This is a genomic window from Flavobacterium koreense, from assembly GCF_054776075.1.
The window spans coordinates 23,063-46,378 of the sequence record NZ_BAAHCF010000008.1 but is presented as its reverse complement, the minus strand read 5'-3'; the positions used below and the strand labels follow the sequence as shown (position 1 = coordinate 46,378).

Sequence of the window (23,316 nt, the reverse complement as noted above, 5' to 3'; positions counted from 1 at the left end):
TAAATTTGTATTTTTATCGGTTATAAACATAGTATCAACAATTTTGGAACATCAAAACATTATATTCGATAAACTCGAACAGTTTATTAAGAAGTTTTACACAAACGAATTACTACGTGGAACCATTTTCTTCGTCGGAATTGGTCTGCTTTATTTTCTTTTTACGCTTTTTGTTGAATATTTTCTTTGGCTAAAACCTACAGCGAGAACCATTTTATTTTGGACATTCATCGCAGTAGAACTTTTCTTGTTGTTGCGTTTCATTTTATTTCCTCTCTTTAAATTATTCAAACTTCAAAAAGGAATTAATTATGACGACGCTTCCAAAATTATTGGAAATCATTTTAATGAAGTAGGCGATAAGCTTACCAATTTTTTACAATTATCTCAAGATAAAAACAAATCAGAATTATTAGTTGCTTCAATCGAACAGAAAGCTAATACACTTCAACCCGTTCCTTTTGGAAATGCAATTAACTTTGGAAGTAATAAGAAATTTTTACCATTAGCAATTATTCCAATTTTGTTTTTTGCGTTTTTCTATTTGTCAGGAAATAGTAGTTTTATTTCTCAAAGTTTGAATCGTGTGGTTAATTACAAACAACAATTTTTACCGCCAGCTCCATTTGAATTTCAACTTTTGAATAAGTCTTTACAAACCGAACAAAACCAAGATTTTCTTTTGAAAGTTAAAACAGTCGGAAAAATAGTTCCAGAAAATGCTATGATTTTTATTGGTGAGGAAAGTTATTTTATGGAAAGCACTAAGCCTGGGGAATTTCAGTTTGTCATTCCTAAACCAAAAGAGAATTTAGAATTTCATATTGAGGCAAATGAGGTTTCGTCTAATGATTATGAATTGAATGTTGTGACAGTTCCATCGATTGCAAACTTCGAAATGGTTTTGAATTTTCCTGGGTATTTGAATAAAAAAGCAGAAGTAATTAAAGGAACAGGAAATGCTGTCATTCCAGAAGGAACTCATGTAACTTGGAGAATGAATACCTTAGCTACTCAAAAAGTGGAATGGTTGGATGCTTCAGCTAAGTATGCTTTTACAAAACAAGAAAATCAATTTTTATTATCAAAAAATATTGTTCAAAATACAGATTACCAAATTGTTACTTCAAATAATAAGGTTCAAAACTACGAAAAGTTGAATTATCAGATTTCCGTGGTTAAAGATCAATTTCCAATAATTACTGTAGGAAATGCGCCAGACAGTCTTAAAATCGAAAAAAACTATGTTTTAGGGCAAGTTTCAGATGATTATGGGCTTTCAAAATTACAAGTAGTTTATTATCCAAAAGACAAACCAAATTTTGCCAAACGTGGAACAATTGCTGTAAAGAGAGATGTTTATGACCAATTTGTTTTTGCTTTCCCAAGTAATTTACCTGTTGAAGAAGGTGTTTCGTATGAATATTATTTCGAGATTTTTGATAACGATGCTTTACACAATTTCAAGAGCGCAAAGTCTTCTGTTTTTTCAAATAGAATTGCTACAGAATCTGAAAAGGAAGACCAGGTTTTACAACAGCAAAATGATAATATTAATTCTTTAGAAAAGTCTTTAAAAACGCAAGATAAGCAATTGAACGAAATGGAGAAGTTGCAAAAAATGGGTAAAGAAAAAGACAATCTTGAATTTAAAGAACAACAGAAGGTTAATGATTTCTTGAACAAGCAAAAACAGCAAGATGAGCTGATGAAAAATTTTGCTGAAAAGATGAAAGAGAATTTAGACAAAGTTAAAACTGAAAAGAAAGATGAAGTAAAAGAGGTTTTAAAAGAACGTCTAGATAAAGTTGAAAAAGACTTAGAAAAAAATAAAAAGCTTTTAGATGAACTCCAAAAGTTAAATGAAAAACTTCAAAAAGAAGAGCTGTTTGAAAAGATGGATAAGCTCAAACAGCAGAGTAAAAATCAAACAAAGAGTCTTCAACAATTAGTTGAATTGACTAAGAAATATTATGTAGAAAAGAAAGCAGAACAAATCGCAGATAAATTAGACAAGCTTTCAGAAAAGCAAGAAAAGTTATCGGATAATGACAAGGAAAATTCTACAGAAAAACAAGAAGAAATAAACAAAGAGTTCGATAAAATTCAAGAAGAACTTAATGAATTAGATAAAGAAAATAAAGAATTAAAAACTCCGGTTGAACTTCCAGATACAGCTCCAAAAGAGAAAAGTATTGATGAAGATTTAAAGAAAGCATCAGATGAATTAAAGAAAGATTCTAAGTCAGCTGCAAAACCAAAACAAAAAAGTGCTTCAAAGAAAATGAAGCAAATGAGTCAAGACATGCAAGCAAGTATGGAATCTGGCGAGATGGAACAAATGGATGAAGATATTGCAATGTTACGTCAAATTCTTGATAATCTTTTAGCCTATTCTTTTTCACAAGAAAACGTTATGAAGGAGTTTAGAGGTTTAAAAAGAGGTTCTTTGAGTTTTAATAAAAACCTTAAAATCCAACAAGATTTAAAACAACAGTTTAAACATGTTGATGATAGTTTGTTTGCACTTTCATTACGTAATCCTAAAATAGCTGAAGAGGTAACTACTGAGGTTGGTAATGTTCAATACAACGTTGACAAATCTTTAGAAACTTTAGCAGATGCAAATGTACCAAAAGGAATTTCTCACCAACAATTTGCTACAAGTTCTGCTAATAAATTGGCAGACATGTTAGCAGACACCATGAATAATATGCAGATGTCTATGTCAATGTCTGGAGCAGGAAAAGGAAAACCTAAACCTGGTGAAGGAAGCGGAATGCAATTACCTGACATCATTAAAAAGCAAGAAGGTCTTGGTGAAAAAATGAAGAAAGGCATGAAACCTGGTCAAAAGCCAGGTGATGGTAAAGACGGAAAAGAAGGTGAACAAGGAAGTGGTAAAGAAGGTCAGAAGGAAGGAAAAGAGGGTAAAGGAAAATCTGGAAAAGACGGAAAAAGTGGCGGTAGCGGAAACAGTCAAGGTGATTCTGATGGAGAAAACGGCGAAGACGGAGAAGGCGATGCAAAAGCAATCATGGAGATTTATAAAGAGCAACAACAGTTAAGAGAGGCTTTACAAAATGAACTTAACAAACAAGGTTTAGGAGGTCAAGGACAAAATGCTTTAAATCAAATGAAGCAAATAGAGAAACAATTATTAAACAAAGGTTTTAATAATGAGGTGCTTCAAAAGATGCTTAATCTAAAATATGAAATGCTCAAATTAGAAAAAGCAATTCAACAACAAGGCGAAGAAAAGAAACGTCAGTCTGAGACTAATAAAAAAGAATTTACTAATTCAACGAATGCTTTACCTAAACGTTTGCAAGAATATTTGAATAGCGTTGAAATTTTAAATAGACAAACCTTACCTTTGCGCTCCAATTTTAATCAAAAGGTTCAAGAATATTTCAAAACAAATGATTAGTTTTAATTACGAATTAGAGTTTCAACTTGAAAACGAAGAACAATATTCTTCATGGATTTCAAATGTTATTTCATCTGAAAATAAAAAAGAAGGTGATATTAATTATATCTTTTGTGATGACGAATACATCCTTGAAATCAACAAGCAATACCTAAATCACGACTATTATACAGACATTATTAGCTTTGATTATTCTGTAGGAAACGAATTACACGGCGACATTTTTGTTTCTATAGAAAGAGTTCGTGAAAACGCTATTGAATTTGAAGTTACTTTTAATGAAGAACTCAAAAGAGTTCTTGCACATGGTGTTTTACACTATTGTGGATACAAGGATAAGACAGAAGAAGAGGAGCTGTTAATGCGCTCCAAAGAAGATGAAAAAATTAAAATGTTTCACGTGGAACATTAATTGGTTTTTTATAAATTGAATTGACAAACGTTCCACGTGGAACAATAAATAAATCGAGTATATAGTTGTCTCGAATCAAAATAAAATGTTTTTAGAAAAATACGATGTTATTGTTGTTGGTGCCGGTCATGCTGGTTGTGAAGCCGCTGCTGCTGCTGCCAATTTAGGCTGTTCAACCTTGTTGGTTACAATGAGTTTGCAGAACATTGCTCAAATGTCTTGCAATCCTGCTATGGGCGGAATTGCTAAAGGACAAATTGTTCGTGAAATTGATGCGCTTGGCGGTTATTCAGGAATTGTTTCTGACAAAACAGCTATCCAGTTTAAGATGCTTAATAAATCAAAAGGACCTGCAATGTGGTCGCCAAGAGTTCAATCAGATCGAATGCGTTTTGCTGAAGAATGGAGATTGATGCTTGAGCGAACTCCTAATGTTGATTTTTATCAAGAAATGGTTTCAGGTTTGATTATCAAGAATGGAAAAATTGAAGGAATAAAGACTTCTTTGGGAATTGAAATTAAAGCCAAAACAGTTGTTCTTACTAATGGTACTTTTCTGAATGGGTTGATTCATATTGGTGACAAACTATTTGGTGGAGGAAGAGCTGGCGAAAGCGCTGCTTATGGAATAACAGAAGATTTGTTAAAAGTAGGTTTTGAATCAGGAAGAATGAAAACAGGAACACCACCAAGAGTTGATGGACGTTCATTAGATTATTCGAAAATGCAAGAAGAAGCTGGAGATGTAAATCCAGATAAGTTTTCGTATTCAGACGAAACCAAACCATTAATACATCAAAGATCTTGTCACATGACTTATACTTCACTTGAAGTTCATGATATTTTGAGAGAAGGTTTTGATAGGTCACCAATGTTTAATGGAAGAATTAAATCACTCGGACCAAGATATTGTCCGTCTATTGAAGATAAAATTAATCGTTTTGCAGATAAAGAAAGACATCAGCTTTTTGTTGAACCAGAAGGTTGGGATACTGTTGAAGTTTATGTAAATGGTTTTTCAACATCCTTACCAGAAGATGTTCAGTTTAAAGCATTACGTTCTGTTGCGGGTTTTGAAAAAGTAAAATTCTTTAGACCAGGTTATGCAATAGAATATGATTATTTTCCGCCTACACAATTAAAGCATACATTAGAAACTAAGTTGGTTAACGGTTTATATTTTGCTGGTCAAATAAACGGAACAACTGGTTATGAAGAAGCAGCTTCTCAAGGAATGATGGCAGGTATTAATGCTGCGCTACAAGTTAAAGAGCAAGAACCAATGATTCTTAAAAGAGATGAAGCTTATATTGGCGTTTTAATTGACGATTTAATCACTAAAGGAACTGAAGAGCCTTATAGAATGTTTACATCTCGTGCTGAGTTTAGAACACTTTTGAGACAAGATAATGCCGATTCGCGTTTAACTCCTAAATCATTTGAGATTGGTTTGGCTTCAGAAAAGAGAATGCGTAGAATGGAAGAGAAGTTTGCGAAAAGTGATGCTATGGTAAATTTCTTTAAAGAAACCAGTGTGACAATCGAAGAAGCAAATCCTGTTTTAGAAGCTAAAGGAAGTTCGCCAATGATTCAATCGGATAAAATGTTTAAAGTTTTTTCTCGTCCACAAATTGATTTAGACGATTTCATAAAGTTTGACAAAGTAAAGCAATACATTGAGGATAATAATTTAGATAAAGAAATTATCGAACAAGCAGAAATTAATGTTAAGTATTCGGGCTACATTGAAAAAGAAAGAAACAATGCCGATAAACTTACACGTTTGGAGGATATGAAAATCCCGGAGGATTTCGACTACAATAAAATAAAATCGATGTCAATTGAAGCACGACAAAAATTAAGTAAAATACGTCCTGTAACAATTTCACAAGCTTCAAGAATAAGCGGAGTTTCTCCAAGTGATATTTCAGTTTTGCTAATTTACATGGGAAGATAATTCAAAACAAGATTAATAAAGTTTAGAACACGACGTAAAATAAATATAGAATTTTAACCTTCGTATTTAGTATTTCTAACTTTTAACTTAGAAATGTTCCACGTGAAACTAACTTTGTTAACACCTATAAATAAAGAGAATTTAATGAATATTGAAAAGACAAAACATTTTTTAAACGTAAAAGATCATTCGGTTTCAAAAGAAACTTTTGAATTGCTTTATCAAGAAGATTTGGATATGTTGATTACGCATCCTCAACCTTCTTTAGAAAAACTTCCTAGTTATTATGAAAGTGTAGATTACATATCTCACACTGATGGAAACAAATCGTTGTTTGAAAAAATGTATCAGTTTGTAAAAGGAATTGCTTTAAAAAATAAATTAAAGTTAATCAATACAGAATCTGCAAAAGGAAGAATTTTAGATATTGGAGCAGGAGTTGGTGATTTTTTATCGGTTTGTAAAAATGATGGTTGGGAAACAATTGGAATTGAACCAAGCGATAAAGCTAAAACAATTGCAATAAAAAAAGGAGTTTCATTTGTAGAACATCTTTCAGAATTAGAAAGCAATTCATTTGATGTAATCACAATGTGGCATGTATTAGAACATGTACCAGATTTAGAAAATCAGATTAAAGAATTAAAAAGATTAATCAAACCAAACGGAACGATTATTATTGCAGTACCAAATTTTAAATCATTTGATGCAAAACATTATGGAGTTTTTTGGGCTGCTTATGATGTGCCAATTCATTTATGGCATTTTTCTAAAACAGCAATTAAAAAATTATTTTCTAAAGAAAATTTAGAATTAGTTAGAGTACTTCCAATGAAGTTTGATAGTTTTTATGTTAGTCTTTTATCTGAAAAATATAAATCTGGAAAAATGAATTTCTTCAAAGCATTTTTCGTCGGATTGAAATCAAATTGGAAAGGAAGTCAAAATTCTGAGTATTCTTCGCATATTTATGTGATAAAAAACGCTAAAAACTAAAATAAAAGGGAAATTTTAATCGTTTTCAACACAACAATCACTTTGGTTGTCAAAAATGAGAAGGTTTCTTAAACAGCTTTATTTCGATTCGTTTTTAATAGAGGATTACTATTTAAGTTTATAAAACAATAACAAACACTTATATTATTAAAATTTGGCCAATTTTATAACTTTTTATCTTTTACGACTAAAATTTTATACTTTTGGCAAATAGAAAAAAATAACACTTTTAAAATGAAAAAAATTATAGTATGTCTTGCAATGGCAGTTGCAATTGTATCATGTAACAAAACTACAGACGCAAAAGAATTTAAAACAGCTTATATCGATACCAATAAACTTTTGGATGAATCTATAGAGAAAAAAGATATTGAAGAAAAATACAAAGCTAAAGCTGATGTAATGGATTCAAGATTGAAAGTCGCTGCAGAAAAATTTCAAAGTGAAGCAGCTAGTTTCAAACAAAATGCAATGGCCAATGGTCAAGCATGGGCACAACAAAAAGGAGCAGAATTGCAACAAAGAGAACAAGAATTACAATATGCTCAGCAAGGGATGCTACAACAATTGCAAACAGAAAGCGGAAAAGAAATGGATTCTTTAGTGACTAAATACAAGAAAATTTTCAAAGAATACGGAAAAGACAAAGGATACGATTATGTTTTCGGAACAGGTGAAGCTGCTACCGTATTGTATGCTAAAGACAGTTACGATATCACTAAAGAATTAATCAAATTGGTGAACGATAAATACAAGTCTGAAGGTAAAAAAGAAGAAAAACCTGCAGATAAAAAAGAAGAAGCTAAGAAATAATTTTAGTTTTTAATTTTAGATAAACGCCTTTCAAAAGAAGGCGTTTTTTCTTTGTATATTGATTAACAAACTTTTATATTTGCTTTTTAAAATATAAGCCATGGAATTTGTATCAGCAGAAGCAAAATATGTTTTGCAATTTATCAACCAAACTAACCGTTCTGTATTTCTCACAGGAAAAGCAGGAACCGGAAAAACTACTCTTCTCAAAGAAATTATCAGAACCACTCACAAGAATTGTGTAGTTGTTGCACCCACAGGAATTGCTGCATTAAATGCTGGAGGCGTAACAATTCATTCTATGTTTCAACTTCCTTTTGGCGGATTTATTCCAGACAATTCTACACCACAATTCGCAGAAAATTCTAAGTTTGAAAGTCGTGTTACACTTCGTAGACACTTCAAAATGAGTGGATTAAAAAAAGCTGTTATTAAAAACATGGAGTTACTGATTATTGATGAAGTCAGTATGTTACGTTCCGATTTATTGGATGCTATGGATTTTATGCTGCAATCAGTTCGTAAAAAAATACAACCATTTGGTGGAGTTCAAGTACTTTTTATTGGCGATTTACTTCAGCTACCGCCTGTAATTCGTGATGAAGAATGGCGAACTTTAAAGCAATATTATCGAGGAAAATTCTTCTTTCATTCTCATGTAATTGAACAATTTCCGCCGTTGTATATTGAACTTTCGAAAATCTTTAGACAAACAGATGATCGTTTTATTTCTGTACTTAATAATTTGAGAAACAACCGAATAACACAAAATGACATCCAAATTTTAAATGAATTTGTTAAACCAGATTTTGATTTAAAAGCAAATAAAGGTTACATAACACTTACAACACATAACGTAAAAGCCGACACAATAAATTTAGAATCTCTTCAGGATTTAGAAGGAAGATCAAAAACCTATTATGCAGAAATAACTGGTGATTTTCCGGATAAGATTTATCCTATTGAAGAAAAATTGGAACTTAAAGTTGGTGCTCAAATCATGTTTATTAAAAACGATTTGTCTTTTGAAAAGAAGTTCTTTAATGGTAAAATGGGTTTTGTAAAATCTATTTCCGAGAAAGAAATAATGATTCATTTTCCTGATGAAAATAAAACCATTGAGGTTGAAAAATACGAATGGCAAAATATTAGATATTCCATAGACGAGAACACAAAAGAGGTTCAAGAAGAGGTTTTGGGCACATTTGTTCATTATCCAATTAAATTAGCTTGGGCAATAACCGTTCATAAAAGTCAAGGATTAACTTTTGACAAAGCAGCGCTTGATGTTTCGCAAGTTTTTCTTCCAGGACAAGCGTATGTTGCACTTTCTCGTTTACGCTCTTTAAATGGCTTAATTTTACTTTCTCCGTTAAGAATGAACGGAATTTCTAACGATCAAGATGTAATGGATTATTCTTTAAATAAAGCCTCAGAAGATCACTTAGAAAATGCTTTACAAAATGAAACTAAGAACTTTATTCATAATTATTTAATAAACAGTTTTGATTGGACTGAACTTGCTCAAGAATGGCGTAATCATAAATTTAGTTACCTTGATAGTGATAAATCTGTAAAGTCTAAATCTGCCAATTGGGCTGCGCAACAGTTAGAACTTTGTGATTCAATTATTGATCCATCTAGGAAATTTATTTCTCAACTAAATAAATTATTTTCTCAAGAAACTACAGATTATCAGTTTATTAACGATAGAATTCAAGCAGCTTACAGTTATTTTTTTGATAAATTAGACAAGCTAGAATACGAAATTTTATATAAAATTGAAGAAATAAAAAGGGTTAAACAAGTAAAACAATTTTACGACGAATTGCTAGATTTAGAAGATTTGCAAACCAAAGCAGTATTACGATTAATGAAAGCCAAATTGTTGATGGAAACTATTATGAATAGAAAAACCATTAGTAAAGATAGTTTAAATTCTTCGGAAATAAAGAATTACAAATTGAACAAAATTGAGAGAGTTGTTGAAGATTTCAAACGAAACAACCTTAATTTGATAGAAGATAAAGAAGACGTTAGTTATTACGAGCCAAAGAAAAAGAAGTCGGAAATAACTCCAAAAAAACCAACATCTCAAATCACTTATGAACTTTGGGTAGAAAGAAATACAATAGAAGAAATTGCCAATTTGAGAAAGCTTACTGTTGCAACAATTTTATCACATTTTACAAAACTAATTCAAGATAAAGCAGTTAGCATCAACGATATTATGCCAGAAGATAAAATTGAAATTTTAACGAAAGCATTTTATGGCTATAAAGAAGAATCATTAACACCAATGAAAGAACAATTAGGCGAGGATTTTTCTTGGGAAGAATTAAGAATGTTTAAAGCGAGTTTGAATGTTTAACTCAACCAAAAAACACCTAAAATAGCTATAACAAAGTAAATGGCTATCGTTCTAGCTCCGTCAAAATCTTTTGCCAATCGTTGACCAAATAACATCATTAGTAGTGAGATACAAGAAAAAACAGCACCATAAAAACCAAACATTCTGCCACCATTAATGTAAAGTTCTATGATTCCTACAACGCAAGAAATTCCTGCTATTAATTCAAAAAAGACCAAAACTCCAAGAGCTTGAGGAACAAAGTTTTTTAGAATAGTTTTTTCAAAATGAGGTTTCATCCAAGCCATATTATCATTCCAATGAAAAAGCTTATCGTGTGCCGACATTATGAAAGTTATAGTTAGAAAAACCAAAACCAAAACTGATGCTGTATTGTTCATAGCTTATTTTTTGTGAATTAAACGAGTAAGTTTTATTGATAAATCGGTCAATATAATTTTTGCATTTCCGTTGCGTTCAATGTGGTAAGATGCATCGGATAGTTCTTTAAAAATTTCTGTAATATTGTTTCCTGTTACAAAAGGAGCAAAATTCTCTAGTTTAAATTTATCAACTGTTGGTTCCATATAGACCAATTTTTCAGCTTGATAATTCAGCAATAATGCTTGACGGAACATATCGATACAATAATTTAAAAATTTCTTCTGTGCTTCACGACCTAAACTTGCAATTTGATCACTCCAAGCAATTAAATCTTGAATAGCTGTGGCATTTCCTTTGGCTCTAAATGCAGCTCGAATCCAGTCGACAAACCATTTTTCGAAAGGCAATTCTTCATGGTCTTCTTTTAAAAAGTGCAATGCTTTGTTATAATTTCCTTGAGCTTGATGTGCAATTTTGAATGCTAATTTTTCATCAATATTTTCATGTGAAACCAAAGCTTCAGAAATCACATTTTCTGGTAATCGGTTAAAATGCAATACTTGACATCGTGAACGAATGGTTTGAATTATATCTTCTTCATTTTCAGAAATTAATATAAAAACTGTTTTATCTGTTGGTTCTTCAAATAGTTTTAAAAGTTTATTAGACGCTTCTAAATTCATTTTATCTGCCATCCAAATAATCATTATTTTGTATCCTCCTTCGTGCGATTTCAGCGCTAATGATTTTAATATTTCAGAGGCATCTTCAACACGAATCATCCCTTGCTTATTCTGAACTCCTAATATTTTGTACCAATCAAACAATCCACCATAAACATTTTCAGTAATGAATTGGCGCCATTCTTGAATAAAATCTAAACTTTTAGGTTTTGTTTTTACATCTTCTGTAGAAACTGTAGGATATATAAAATGTAAATCAGGATGTTGTAAGTGATTGAATTTTAAATTACAAGCTTCATTCTGTCCAATATTTTCATTTCCAGAATTTTGGCAAACGATATATTGTGCATAAGCGATTGCCATTGCTAAAGTTCCACATCCTTCTTGACCAACAAATAGTTGCGCATGTGGAATTCTTCCAAGGCTTGCACTTCTAATTAAGTGGTTCTTAATATGTTCTTGACCTAAAATTTCTGAAAACTGCATAAGCAAAGATAATAAAAATTAGTATTTGTTTTGTTGATAACTTTAAAAAACACGTAGGAAAAAACATATAAATATAATTAATAAGCAGGAAAAAGTATTCAAAAACAACAAAAAACAGCATTTAATCGGTTAAATGATGCATTTAATCGATATTTATTATAATTTTGAATTGTTAATAACGATTTTTTCAAATGTTTTAAAGACCCCAATCTAAAAAACTTAGAATTATGAATGCTAAAATTACTCTTCGAAAAATAGTTTTTCTAACTATGTTATTGGTTAGCACAACCAATTTTGCTCAACTTTCGGTTCCGTTTAAAATTCGTTACCAAGGATTTGTAAAAGGCGATATGACTATAATTGCCAATAATAGCGTAAACAGAGTTGACTTTACAAGCGGTCCAAACGAACCTTACTATAATCTTACTTCTTATGCCAAATTGAATGATGAATTTGATATGGCTTATATTGATATTGATGAAGATGAATCTACTTTTTCTTCAAGTAGTGCTGAGTTATATCTTGAGAATTCTAACAGAAAAAAAATAGTTTACGCAGGACTTTATTGGTCAGGAACCTATCGTTATAATGCGGGAATTCAAAAATCAGAAAAAAAGTTTATTCCATCAGACGCTTCACGAGGAACTTTTTCTAATGTAAAATTAAAGCTACCTAATAAAGAGAAATACATAGATGTTTCGGGTCAAGTTATATTTGATGGTGCTGGCAAAAATGAGTTTGATGAAATTGCTCCCTATGCAGTTTACGCTGATATTACAGAATATTTAAATGAATTATCAAATGCTTCGGGTGTTTATTCAGTTGCTAACGTAAAAGCAACTCAAGGAATAATCGAAGGTGGAGTTTCTGCAGGATGGACTATTTTTATTGTCTACGAAGACCAAAACATGAGTGGAAAGTTTGTATCAAGTTATGATGGTTTCGCTGGTGTTACAGACAAGTCAACAGATATAGTATTTAACGGATTTCAAACTTTACCAGAAGGAAATGTTAGAGCAAAAATTGCTTGTGCCGCTTTAGAAGGTGATAACAACCTTTTGGGAGATCAATTACTTTTTAGTTCAAACGAAAGTAAACTTTTCACACCATTAAGCACAAACATTAGAAAAGACAATAACTTTTTTAATAGTTCGATTACTATAGAAAATCAGAATTTCATTAATAGATATCCTGATAGTAAAAACACATTAGGTTACGACACATGTTTGTTTACAATACCAAATCCTAATAATACAATCATTGGAAATAATATCAAAGAAGCTACATTAAGATTAAAATCAGTAGGTGATAGATGTTTTATGTTTTTTACTGCATTTGGAGTAGAAGTAACGCCATCAATTGGTGAAATTAATTATGCCACAAATGATGACAAACCATTGAAAGTCAATTCAAAAAATAATCTGATAAAATTTATACCAGCCAACAAAGATTTTTTAATCGAAGATTATAGAACAAGTTCTTCAATAAACAGAAATAGAAAAAACACTTTTATAGATAGTAAAAATAACATTATTGAAGTACAAACTGCATCAATTTCATCTGCAACTACAGGTTATTATATAATAGCTAATATTTTTAAAACAGAACAAAGTGCAATAGAATTTGTAACTTTTCTAAAATCAAAAGATATCGAAGCCGACTTTTTTACTAATGTTTTAAACAATTATCGTTATGTTTATCTAAAGAAAAACAACGATTTAAATGAAATAGTCGATTTATATCTTTCAAAACTAGATGATACTTACGAAGATAGAATTCAGATTTTGGCAATCAACAAAAACAATAATGATTTGATTGCCGATGCAAGTAAAAAAGAGCAGCCTATTAAACAAGAAGTTGCAATAAAAGAACCAAACAAAAAAGAACTTTTTGATGTTCAGATTGTCTCTATACCAAATGAACCAAGAGGATATTATATTGTTGCCAATGTGTTTTCAGTATCAGAAAATTCGGTTAACTTTTTCAATTTACTAAAATCAAAAGGATTGACACCAAAAGTGTTAATTAATCCAATGAATAATTATAAATATGTTTATTTAAAAAAGGTCGACAATGAGCAAGAAGCGCAAGCATTGTATCTTTCTAAAATTAACAATACTTACCAAGGTAAACTTTGGATTTTATCAGTAAACAATAACAACGCACTAATTACAGACAATGACGATTAATATACTTATATACGGAATCTACAAATCAGTTATAGAAAAGAAAAATATGTTTCCAAAAATTATCCAAGAAATTGAATTTAAATCAAGTATTTTCGGATGTGAAGGAGTAAAAATACATTCAGTGCGTGACGAAGAAACGGATAACGAATAGACCTGATATTTCTCATTTTTAATAAAAAACAAAATACTTATATTTGCAGATTAATATCAATTAATACTGCAATTTAAATGAAAACCTTAAACGATTTCAATTTCAAAGATAAAAAAGCTTTAATCAGAGTAGATTTTAATGTTCCGTTAGACGAAAATTTTAATGTTACAGATACCAATAGAATTGAAGCTGCAAAGCCAACAATTGATAAAATTCTTGCAGATGGCGGAAGTGTAATTCTAATGTCGCATTTAGGAAGACCAAAAGGAAAAGAAGAAAAATATTCTTTAAAACATATCGTTAAAACAGTCTCAGAAGTTCTTGGAACAAATGTAGAATTTGCTTCAGATTGTAGAGGCGAAGTTGCTTTTAATGCTGCTGCAAATTTACAACCAGGTCAAGTTTTACTTCTAGAAAATTTACGTTTTTATGCAGAAGAAGAAGCTGGAGATATTGATTTTGCTAGGGAACTTTCTCAACTTGGAGATATCTATGTAAATGATGCTTTTGGAACTGCCCACAGAGCTCATGCTTCAACAACAATTGTGGCACAATTTTTCCCAAATCAAAAATGTTTCGGATTGCTTTTGGCAAAAGAAATAGATAGTTTGAATAGAGTTTTAAAAAATTCTGTCAAACCAGTTACTGCTATTCTTGGCGGCTCTAAAGTTTCTTCTAAAATTACCGTTATTGAAAATATTTTAGATAAGGTAGACCACATGATTATTGGTGGTGGAATGACTTTTACATTCATCAAAGCTTTAGGAGGAAAAGTAGGAGATTCTATTTGTGAAGACGATAAATTAGATTTAGCAATCGAAATTTTACATAAAGCCAAAGAAAAAGGTGTTCACATTCATATTCCAGTTGATGTTGTTGCTGCCAATGCTTTTTCAAATGATGCAGAAACACAAATTGTAGATGTTCGTGAAATTCCTGACGGATGGCAAGGACTTGATGCAGGACCAAAATCATTAGAAAATTTCAAAAAAATTATAATGGATTCAAAAACAATCCTTTGGAATGGTCCTTTGGGTGTTTTTGAAATGGAAAAATTTGCTCACGGAACCATTACTTTAGGCGAATATATTGCAGAATCAACTGCCAATGGTGCTTTTTCACTAGTTGGTGGTGGCGACTCAGTTTCAGCCGTAAAACAGTTCGGGTTAGAAGACAAAATGAGTTACGTTTCTACTGGTGGTGGAGCTATGTTAGAAATGCTTGAAGGAAGAGTTTTACCAGGTATTCAGGCAATTTTAGACTAAAAAAAGACTTTAACAATAATTAAACATATTGTTGCGTTATAGTTAGTAACTTTGCATTTTAGCATAAAATGCTGATTAACAAATTTTTGAGAATACAAAATATGATTATAAAAAATAAATTAACAGCGTTTCTTTTGGTAGCTTCTTCAGTTGTTTTCGGACAAGAAGTTGCAACACAACAAGATTCGATTGTAAAAAAAGAGACCAAAATTTCCTACTTAGATTCAATAAAAGCGACTTTCGTTAATGACGAAATGGCTTCATGTATTGATAGTCTTTGGATGAAAGAATTAACCTCTTTAGACGTTTACAGCACTCTTCTAGAAGATATAAAAAATATTGATATCGATAAGCCTGTTGATTACGAATTACCAACAGAATTATTGAAAGAACGTTTAAAGATATTAGACGAAAAATCACCTTTCAATATTGAGTACAACATTGGTTTAGAAAACGTTATTAAGTCATTCTTAAAAAATAGAAAAAAAGGATTTGAACGTTTGATGGGAATATCTCAGTTTTATTTTCCAATATTTGAAGAAGCTTTAGCGGTTCAAAACATCCCATTAGAAATTAAATATCTTGCTGTTGTTGAATCTGCTTTAAATCCGAGAGCGGTTTCTAGAGTTGGCGCAACAGGTTTGTGGCAATTTATGTATCAAACAGGAAAACAATATGGTTTGAACATTACTTCTTATGTTGATGAAAGAAGCGATCCACTTAGAGCAAGTCAAGCGGCAACCCAATACATGACCAATATGTACAAAATTTTTGGTGATTGGGATTTAGTTTTAGCGTCTTACAATTCTGGACCTGGAAATGTTGCCAAAGCTATTCGTCGTTCAGGAGGTCAACAAAATTATTGGAACATTAGAAAAAATCTTCCAAAGGAAACTCAAGGATATCTTCCAGCTTTTTTAGCAACAATGTATATTTTTGAATATCATAAAGAACACGGAATTGTGCCGAATAAAGCTGTTGCCAATCATTTTGCAACCGATACAATAATGATTAAAAACCACATGACGTTTAAACAAATTTCAGATTTGTTAGATGTTCCAGTGGCTGAAATCCAGTTTTTCAACCCTTCGTTTAAGAGAAATGAAATTCCAGCAATTTCAGGTGAAAAAAACTTCTTGAGATTACCAAAAGACAAAATTGCAATTTTTGCTTCTAACGAAGATAAGGTTTATGCCTATGTAAAATATCAAGCAGACAAAAGAGAACGTCCTTATGAGCGTTTAGCTTCTGTTAAACAAAATGATTCTACTAATGTTGCTTTTACCGAGAGAGAATTTACCACTAGAACCAAATATCATAAAGTAAGGAAAGGTGATAATCTTAGTGAAATAGCCGATAGATATCAAGTTTCAATTGGTGATATCAAAAAGTGGAATGGATTAAGAAGTAACAAAGCACCTTTAGGAAGAAACCTTAAAATTGTCTCAACAGAAAGAATAGCTTACAAAGACAAAAAAGATTCAAAAGCCGATTCAGTTGCAACCAAATTGCCTAAAGTAATTTCTAATGAAAACACCAATGTTGCTTCAAATGAATTAAAAACTGAAAAAGTTTTCAAGACAGAAAAAGTGGTAACTTATAAAGATGTTACGAAATATCATAAAGTTAAAAAAGGTGATGTACTTGGTGAAATTGCCGATAAATATGAAGTTTCTGTTGCAGACGTTAAAAAATGGAATAAGATAAAAGGAAGCAATATTGGTCTAGGCGATAACCTAAAAATCATTAAAAACGAGAAAGTAGTTACAACCGTTAAGAAAGAAGTTAAACAGCCATTTACTTCTAAAAAAGAAGAAATAGCATCAGTGGAACCAAAAACTTCTAAAGCTAAAAAAGAGGAGAAAGTAGACACAACTTCAAAATCTGAAAACTATTATGTTGTAGCTAAAGGTGATAATTTGACAGCTATTGCTAAGAAAAACAATGTAACAGTTCAAAATATTAAAGAATGGAATAATTTAATTGATACCAATGTAAAAGTAGGAACGCAATTAATTATTTCAGGTGAAAGTTTAGCAGAAGTTAAAGAGGAATCAATTTCTAAAGGAGAACTAAAAAATATTGAACACGTAGTTGGTAAAGGTGAATATCTTGGAACTATTGCTAGAAAATACAATACAACTGTTAATGATTTATTAGAATTAAACTCGCTTTCAGATACAAATATCAAAGAAGGTGACAAACTAATAGTTGGTAAAGAAGAAATCGCTTCTATAGCAGATAAAAAAGCTAAGAAAAACGATTATGCAGCCAATCAGAAGAAAGCTAAAGAGAAAATGTACCAAGTAAGAAAAGGAGATTCTTTATTTAGTATTTCTCAAAAATTCCCTGGAGTTACCATTTCAGACATTAAAAAATGGAATAATATCAAAGGCGAAAGTATTCAACCTGGAATGAAATTAAAAATTAACGGATAATACAAAAATCTTACATAAATTTGGGCTTTATTTCTAATCATGAATAAAGCCCTTTTTTTATTTTCTATTGTAGCTATTTTTCTAACTTCTTGCGATTCTAAAGAAGTTAAAAACACTAGTGAAACTTCCCGAAAAACCAACGAAGTTGCCGTTATTATCGACGACCAACTTTGGAATGGAGAAATTGGTGATAGCGTACGAAATAAATTTGCATCACCAGTTGTAGGTTTGCCTCAAGAAGAACCTATTTTTACATTGAATCAATATCCAGTAAAACTACTTGAAGGTTTTATGAGCAATAGTAGAAATATTATTGTTGTTAAAAAAGAAGCTAAAAGTCAGTTTAGAATTGAAAATAATGAATATGCTAATCCTCAAGTAGTTGTTCATGTTTCAGGTAAAACGGTTCAAGAGATTTTAGATACCATTCAAGCAAATGATTCGCTTATTATAAGCAGAATAAAAACTTCTGAAATCAAAGTTTACCAAGACAGAATTAAAAAAGACTCTGTTTTAGATTTCAAAAAAGTAGTAGAAAAATTCAATATCAAGATTAACATTCCTTCTAAATATCGAATGGTAATGCATGGAAAAAGGTTTATTTGGTTTAAAAAAGACATTACAAGTGGTAACATGAGTTTGGTTTTTTATCAAGTACCACTTAATAGCATTAAAGACAATGGTAAAGCTGTCAACAGAATAATTCAAATTCGTGATTCTATTGGTAGAATTTATATTCACGGAGCTGTTCCAAAAACTAGAATGATTACGGAACCAGCATTTTCTCCATATTTTTCTAAAACCAAAATTTTCAATAGAGAAACATTTGAAACCAAAGGAAATTGGGAATTACTTCACGAATCAATGAATGGACCATTTATCAATTATGCTATTATTGACAAAACCAATAACAGAATTTTAATAATTGAAGGATTTTGCTACGCACCATCAAAACAAAAAAGAGATTTAATGTTCGAATTGGAATCCATTATTAAATCGGTTCAGTTTTTAAAAAAGAAATAAAATGGCAGAAAGCATTAAATGGAAAATAAAGCGATTTAACGAACTATCTCTTCAAGAACTATATTCTTTACTACAACTTCGCTCTCTTGTCTTTGTAGTGGAGCAAAATTGCGTTTATCAAGACATTGATGGCAAAGATGAAAAAGCATTACACTTACTTGGCGAGTTAGAAGGCAAAATTGTAGCCTACGCAAGATTGTTTAAAGCAGGAGACTATTTCGATAATGCTTCCATAGGAAGAGTTATTGTTCATCCAGAAGTGCGCGATAAAAAATTTGGACACGAAATGATGCAGCAAGCTATTGAAGGGATAGAAACTTATTTTGAGGAAACTAAAATAACTATTTCAGCTCAACTTTATTTGAAGAAATTTTACGAAAGCCATGATTTTGTTCAAACAAGTGAAATGTATCTAGAAGACGATATTCCGCATATTGAAATGAAACGAGAGCATTAAATCTTTGTAATTAAAATCTCCACACGTTTATTATCAGATTCAATTCCACCAGGAATAGGAAATTTTCTACCGTAACCCATGTGTGTCATTCGGTTTGGCGAGATTCCTTTTTCAATTAAATAGTCAAATACTTTTTGAGCTCTTGTATGCGATAAGTTATTTTTTCCAGAAAATCGATCGTGAGCATCGCTATGAGGGCTTCCTATGCAACAAACATGACCTTGAATTTCGATAGTTGTGTTGGGATTTTCATTTAGATAAACTACTATTTTTTCAAGTTCAATAATTGCCTCTTCTGGATTTTCAAAAATCGTTAAACTACCTTTAAAAAGAAGATTTTTGATAATGATTTTATCACCAACAACTAATTTATCTGAAAAGGTTTTGTAGTTTTTGTAACGGTTTTCAGAGTCTTTGTTTGATACATTATTTTCTTCAGAACTTTTAGAGAAAGTAATTTCTAGAATAGCTTTTCTATTGTTTTTTCTAGATTCATCGACAGAAGAGATGTTTGTTAGTGGAAGTTCTCCTTTGCCAAGAATAGAGTTGCAATTCAGATTAAATTCCTTTTTCAAATAATTTGCAACTGATTGTGCTCTATTTGTAGATAAAATCAAGTTGTTTTCTATAGAGCCAACATCATCACAAAAACCCTCAATTGAAATTGATGCAATGACTAAAGTTTCATCAGAAAAAAAAGCACTTAAAGTTCCTTCAGCCTCAGAAGATAAAGCGAATTCGTTTGAATTAAATAAAACTATAATTGATTTTTGTTCTTCTTGTGAATAGAGAATGGAACAACAAAAAAGGAACAACAAATAAATTTGCTTCATAAATTATATCTTGGTAATTACCAATTCGACACGTCGGTCATATTCAGGTTCTTTACCAAGCGGAACAGTATTTCCGTATCCTTTGAATGTCATTCTGTTTTTTGGAACTCTTCTAAATGCCAAATATTTAAAAACAGATTGTGCTCTGTTGGTAGATAATTGACGTTTTTTAGTGTCTTTATCAATAGCTTCTTTTTGATTTGGCGGCGTGCAACAAACATGTCCTTGAATTTCAAATTCTAAGTTTTTATATCTCAAACACAAAAGCGCAACCTTGTCTAATTCACTTTTTGCTTTAGTTGTAAGGTGGCTACTACCTTTGTCAAAAAGAATATTTTCAAGATAAATATGATCGCCTACCACATGATTTTTTTGAATCATATTATAAAACCCAGGCAAAACCAATTTAGGAAGTTCTTTTAAGTTTAAAACAACGTCTACACGACGATTTTTAGAGCGTTTTTCGGGAAGATTGTCTACAATATCATCATCTATAAGTATTCTTCCTTTTCCTTCAATGGTAACGATGATTTTGTTTTTGATACCATTTTCTATTAGTTTATTTTGAATGGTATTGGCTCTATTGGTAGAAAGTTTAAAATTATAAGCTTCTTTTCCAATATCATCAGTGTAACCAAAAATTTGTACTGATTCAATTCTTGTAGAATCCGTATTTTTAATGAAATTAACTACCTCTTTAGCTTGTTTATCATCTAAAGAAAATTTATCAAATTCAAAATAAACAGAATAAACTGCTTCCTCTTGAGCCGAAATAAAACCAAAAAATAAAAGCGGTAAATATTTTAAAAATCGAAACATTATTGTAGTATTTTGTTGTACTCAGTTGGGTTAGCCAAAATAGAACTTGCCTTAGCAATTTCTGGATTATTTTTTACATAATATTGGTACAATCCTTCTTTGTATTGATAACGTTTAATGATTTCATCCAGAATTAATTTCTTAATTTCCTTCTGATTTTTATCTAAAAGCGCTTCTTCACTTTTTTGTAGAGCAGCAAATAATTGGTCGTATTGAGCTTTAATAGATTCGTCAATTTTTTCTTTTTTAGCTTTTTCTAAAGTATTTTTCAAAGCCAATTCTGTTTCTGTATCGAAGCTAATTTTTTCTTTTTTCAAAAATGCTTTAAAGTCTGCAAAATCAGCATCAGTAATGGTTGGAATTTTATCTCCAAGCGAAGGATTTTTGTAGTAATAATTAGTTACATAATTAAAAATTCCATCATTCTTTTGAAGCACCTCAGCAATAGTGCTTAGTTTGGTTTCTTCCAATTCTACATCAGGTTGAATTCCACCACCATCATAAACTGTTCTTCCTTTTTTGGTTTTGAAGGCTGTATATTTTGAAGCATCTGTACGAGTAGCTTTTCCGTCTTTGTCTTTATGCCAATAGTCTAATGCTTGAATACATCTTCCTGATGGTGTATAATAACGAGAAATTGTAACTTTTACTTGAGTGCCATAAGTCATATCAATTGGTCTTTGAACTAAACCTTTTCCGAAACTTCGGCTACCAATTACAACGGCACGATCTAAATCTTGCAAAGCACCAGATACGATTTCAGAAGCTGATGCACTTTTTCCATCAACAATAATAGCTAGTGGAATTTGCAAATCAATAGGCTCTCTAGTTGTCTTGTAAGTAACATTATACTTAGGATTTTTAGATTTAGTTGTTACAATAACTTCACCTTTAGGCACAAAAAGGTTACATACATTTACAGCTTCGTTTAAAAGACCTCCTGGATTTCCTCTTAAATCTAAAATAATTCTTTCAGCACCATCGGCTTTTAGTTTTTCAAGTGCTTCTTTAGTTTCTTGAGTGGTTTTTCTGTTGAAAGCAGAAAGCACAATATATCCTGTTTTTTCATCAATTTTTGAGAAAAATGGAACGGCTTTTATTTCTACTTCATCCAAAATAATTTGTGCAGTTAGCGTTTTTCCTTGACGAAGGTATTTTACCTCAACTTTAGTGTTTTTAGCTCCTTTTAACAATTGAGAAGCATCTTCTTTAAAATCTGCTAAAAGCACATCACCAATTTGAATAATGGCGTCACCAGCTTTCAATCCGGCTTTGTCGGCAGGAAATCCTTTGTAAGGTTCTTTGATGATTAGCTTGTCTTCTTTTCGAGTAATCATCGCGCCAATTCCAGTATATTCACCAGTGTTGTTTATTTTAAATTTTACAACATCTTGTTCGTTAAAATAATTAGTATACGGATCTAAATCAGCTAACATACTTTTGATTGCTTTATCCATCAATTCAGAAGGATTTACTTCATCAACATAGTTTTGATTTACGGTTTTGAAAAGTGTTGTGAAAATTTCAATTTGCTTAGCAATTTCAAAAAAATCGTCTTTGAAACTAGCGCCAACAAATAAAAAACCCGAGGCAACAATCGGAATTATATATCTTTTTTTAAAGTACTTAAACATCTTTTTTTGTTTTTTTCTTGAATCGTTTTCTTACGAAGTAAATAATGGCTACTAAAATAACAATAAAAGGCCAAATTCCTATTAACCATATAAAGAAACTTGATATTCCGTTGAATCCTGATTTGATTGCATTAATAATTTTTGAGCCAAATGAAACTGTTGCTCCACTTTTTTCAGCATCGGTTTTATAAATTTCAAGAGTTATTGTACTCATTGAAACTCTATTTTTAATATATTTTAGTCGTCCTTCTTTAGCTTCAATTTCTTCTCTAATTTCTGAAAGTTGTCTTTCTACTTCAAGTATTTCGGATACTTTTGTTGCTTTTTTTAATAGCTCCAAATATCTTTCTTCTAATGCTTTTTTTGTTTTAATTCGGCTAACAACATCAATGTATTCTTCAGTCACATCATTTGATGAAATTTCTTTTCTATCAAAATAATTTACTCCAGTAGAAATTTCTTTAATAAAAGAATCAAAATTTTTACTAGGAACCCTGATAGTTAAATTTCTATAATGAGTTTGATAATCTTTACCCTCATTATCATTTTGAATAGTTCCTTCATTCTTTTTGACAGCATTTTGAACAATTTCATAGGTTTTTTCTAAATCGTCAGTTTCAAAACGCAAATCACCATTTTTGATAATTTGAGGTTCAATTTTTTCTAAACTAGATTCGGAATCATTTGATGAAGGTTCGTCAACCGCCGCAGCTGTAGAATCAACTGCTGCAACATCATAATTAGCGTCCTCTTTTGGAGGCATTTCGATAGACATTATTTTCTCATCAGAATAAGCATCAGCGGAAGCATCTTCTTTACAACTTGTTATTAAAAAAGAGATTAGCAATAAACAAAAGTAATTTTTCATATGTTTAAATTTTATTTTTTAGCGGTAACATATGGTATCGCGTATTTAATCATAGGTGTTTGCTTAAGCAAACTTTTTGTTAATGGCGATTTCATAATAAAAAGAGTTTATTTTTCAAAAACGTTAAA

General features: G+C 30.9%; 18 protein-coding genes. 12 read left to right on the top strand and 6 right to left on the bottom strand.

The genetic code is table 11. From position 1 onward, the window contains the following. Positions 1-43 precede the first annotated feature (43 nt). The 6 genes from ACYU7A_RS03710 (at position 44) to ACYU7A_RS03685 (ending at position 9,979) form a co-directional block, all read left to right on the top strand. A complete protein-coding gene (locus ACYU7A_RS03710) occupies positions 44-3,430 on the top strand; it encodes a hypothetical protein (protein WP_460574247.1) in 3,387 nt (1,128 codons plus the stop codon). Further along, entirely contained in the window at positions 3,423-3,842 is a 420-nt protein-coding gene (ybeY, locus tag ACYU7A_RS03705; protein ID WP_460574246.1) for an rRNA maturation RNase YbeY, read from the top strand. Before ACYU7A_RS03710 ends, ybeY begins: the two co-directional genes overlap by 8 nt. An 85-nt stretch (positions 3,843-3,927) precedes the next feature. Continuing rightward, positions 3,928-5,799 carry a tRNA uridine-5-carboxymethylaminomethyl(34) synthesis enzyme MnmG gene (gene mnmG, locus ACYU7A_RS03700; RefSeq protein WP_460574245.1) on the top strand — a complete coding sequence of 624 codons (1,872 nt, stop codon included), beginning with the start codon at positions 3,928-3,930 and terminating at the stop codon, positions 5,797-5,799. 144 nt (positions 5,800-5,943) lie between these two features. Further along, on the top strand, positions 5,944-6,795 hold the full coding sequence (locus ACYU7A_RS03695) for a class I SAM-dependent methyltransferase (protein ID WP_460574244.1): 852 nt from the start codon (positions 5,944-5,946) through the stop codon (positions 6,793-6,795). A 234-nt stretch (positions 6,796-7,029) separates the two neighbouring features. Further along, positions 7,030-7,608, top strand: a complete 579-nt coding sequence (locus ACYU7A_RS03690; protein ID WP_460574243.1) for an OmpH/Skp family outer membrane protein — start codon at positions 7,030-7,032, stop codon at positions 7,606-7,608. 100 nt (positions 7,609-7,708) lie between these two features. Beyond that, complete coding sequence (locus tag ACYU7A_RS03685; protein ID WP_460574242.1) at positions 7,709-9,979, top strand: helix-turn-helix domain-containing protein; 2,271 nt, start codon at positions 7,709-7,711, stop codon at positions 9,977-9,979. On the opposite strand, the gene ACYU7A_RS03680 is transcribed toward ACYU7A_RS03685, so the two are convergent. After that, positions 9,976-10,359: a DoxX family protein gene (locus ACYU7A_RS03680; RefSeq protein ID WP_344815786.1), complete on the bottom strand. Its 384-nt coding sequence runs from the start codon at positions 10,357-10,359 to the stop codon at positions 9,976-9,978. The genes ACYU7A_RS03685 and ACYU7A_RS03680 overlap by 4 nt on opposite strands. 3 nt (positions 10,360-10,362) lie before the next feature. Beyond that, positions 10,363-11,511 (bottom strand): DNA polymerase III subunit, encoded by a 1,149-nt coding sequence (locus ACYU7A_RS03675; RefSeq protein ID WP_460574241.1) that lies wholly within the window; start codon positions 11,509-11,511, stop codon positions 10,363-10,365. 227 nt (positions 11,512-11,738) lie between these two features. Here ACYU7A_RS03675 and ACYU7A_RS03670 point away from each other — a divergent pair, with 227 nt between their 5' ends. From ACYU7A_RS03670 to ACYU7A_RS03645, 6 genes are all read left to right on the top strand, one after another. Beyond that, positions 11,739-13,700: a hypothetical protein gene (locus ACYU7A_RS03670; protein ID WP_460574240.1), complete on the top strand. Its 1,962-nt coding sequence runs from the start codon at positions 11,739-11,741 to the stop codon at positions 13,698-13,700. Next, positions 13,690-13,851 carry a hypothetical protein gene (locus tag ACYU7A_RS03665; protein WP_460574239.1) on the top strand — a complete coding sequence of 54 codons (162 nt, stop codon included), beginning with the start codon at positions 13,690-13,692 and terminating at the stop codon, positions 13,849-13,851. The genes ACYU7A_RS03670 and ACYU7A_RS03665 overlap by 11 nt, the downstream gene beginning before the upstream one ends. A 77-nt stretch (positions 13,852-13,928) precedes the next feature. Next, entirely contained in the window at positions 13,929-15,116 is a 1,188-nt protein-coding gene (locus ACYU7A_RS03660; protein WP_460574238.1) for a phosphoglycerate kinase, read from the top strand. A 101-nt stretch (positions 15,117-15,217) separates the two neighbouring features. Next, positions 15,218-17,554 (top strand): LysM peptidoglycan-binding domain-containing protein, encoded by a 2,337-nt coding sequence (locus ACYU7A_RS03655; RefSeq protein WP_460574237.1) that lies wholly within the window; start codon positions 15,218-15,220, stop codon positions 17,552-17,554. A 39-nt stretch (positions 17,555-17,593) separates the two neighbouring features. Next, entirely contained in the window at positions 17,594-18,577 is a 984-nt protein-coding gene (locus ACYU7A_RS03650; protein WP_460574236.1) for a DUF4837 family protein, read from the top strand. A gap of 1 nt (position 18,578) precedes the next feature. After that, positions 18,579-19,034, top strand: coding sequence for a GNAT family N-acetyltransferase (locus ACYU7A_RS03645; RefSeq protein WP_460574235.1), 456 nt, complete (start codon positions 18,579-18,581; stop codon positions 19,032-19,034). Here ACYU7A_RS03645 and ACYU7A_RS03640 read toward each other — a convergent pair. The 4 genes from ACYU7A_RS03640 to ACYU7A_RS03625 are packed head-to-tail and all read right to left on the bottom strand — an operon-like array spanning position 19,031 to position 23,188. After that, a complete protein-coding gene (locus tag ACYU7A_RS03640) occupies positions 19,031-19,867 on the bottom strand; it encodes an OmpA family protein (protein WP_460574234.1) in 837 nt (278 codons plus the stop codon). The two genes, ACYU7A_RS03645 and ACYU7A_RS03640, sit on opposite strands and share 4 nt — an antisense overlap. Positions 19,868-19,870: 3 nt before the next feature. Beyond that, the gene (locus ACYU7A_RS03635) at positions 19,871-20,686 is read right to left on the bottom strand and encodes an OmpA family protein (protein WP_460574233.1); all 816 of its coding nucleotides are present in this window, start codon (positions 20,684-20,686) and stop codon (positions 19,871-19,873) included. Further along, complete coding sequence (locus ACYU7A_RS03630; RefSeq protein ID WP_460574232.1) at positions 20,686-22,320, bottom strand: S41 family peptidase; 1,635 nt, start codon at positions 22,318-22,320, stop codon at positions 20,686-20,688. The genes ACYU7A_RS03635 and ACYU7A_RS03630 overlap by 1 nt, the downstream gene beginning before the upstream one ends. After that, the gene (locus tag ACYU7A_RS03625) at positions 22,313-23,188 is read right to left on the bottom strand and encodes a DUF4349 domain-containing protein (protein WP_460574231.1); all 876 of its coding nucleotides are present in this window, start codon (positions 23,186-23,188) and stop codon (positions 22,313-22,315) included. The genes ACYU7A_RS03630 and ACYU7A_RS03625 overlap by 8 nt, the downstream gene beginning before the upstream one ends. Between the last annotated feature and the right edge of the window lie 128 nt (positions 23,189-23,316).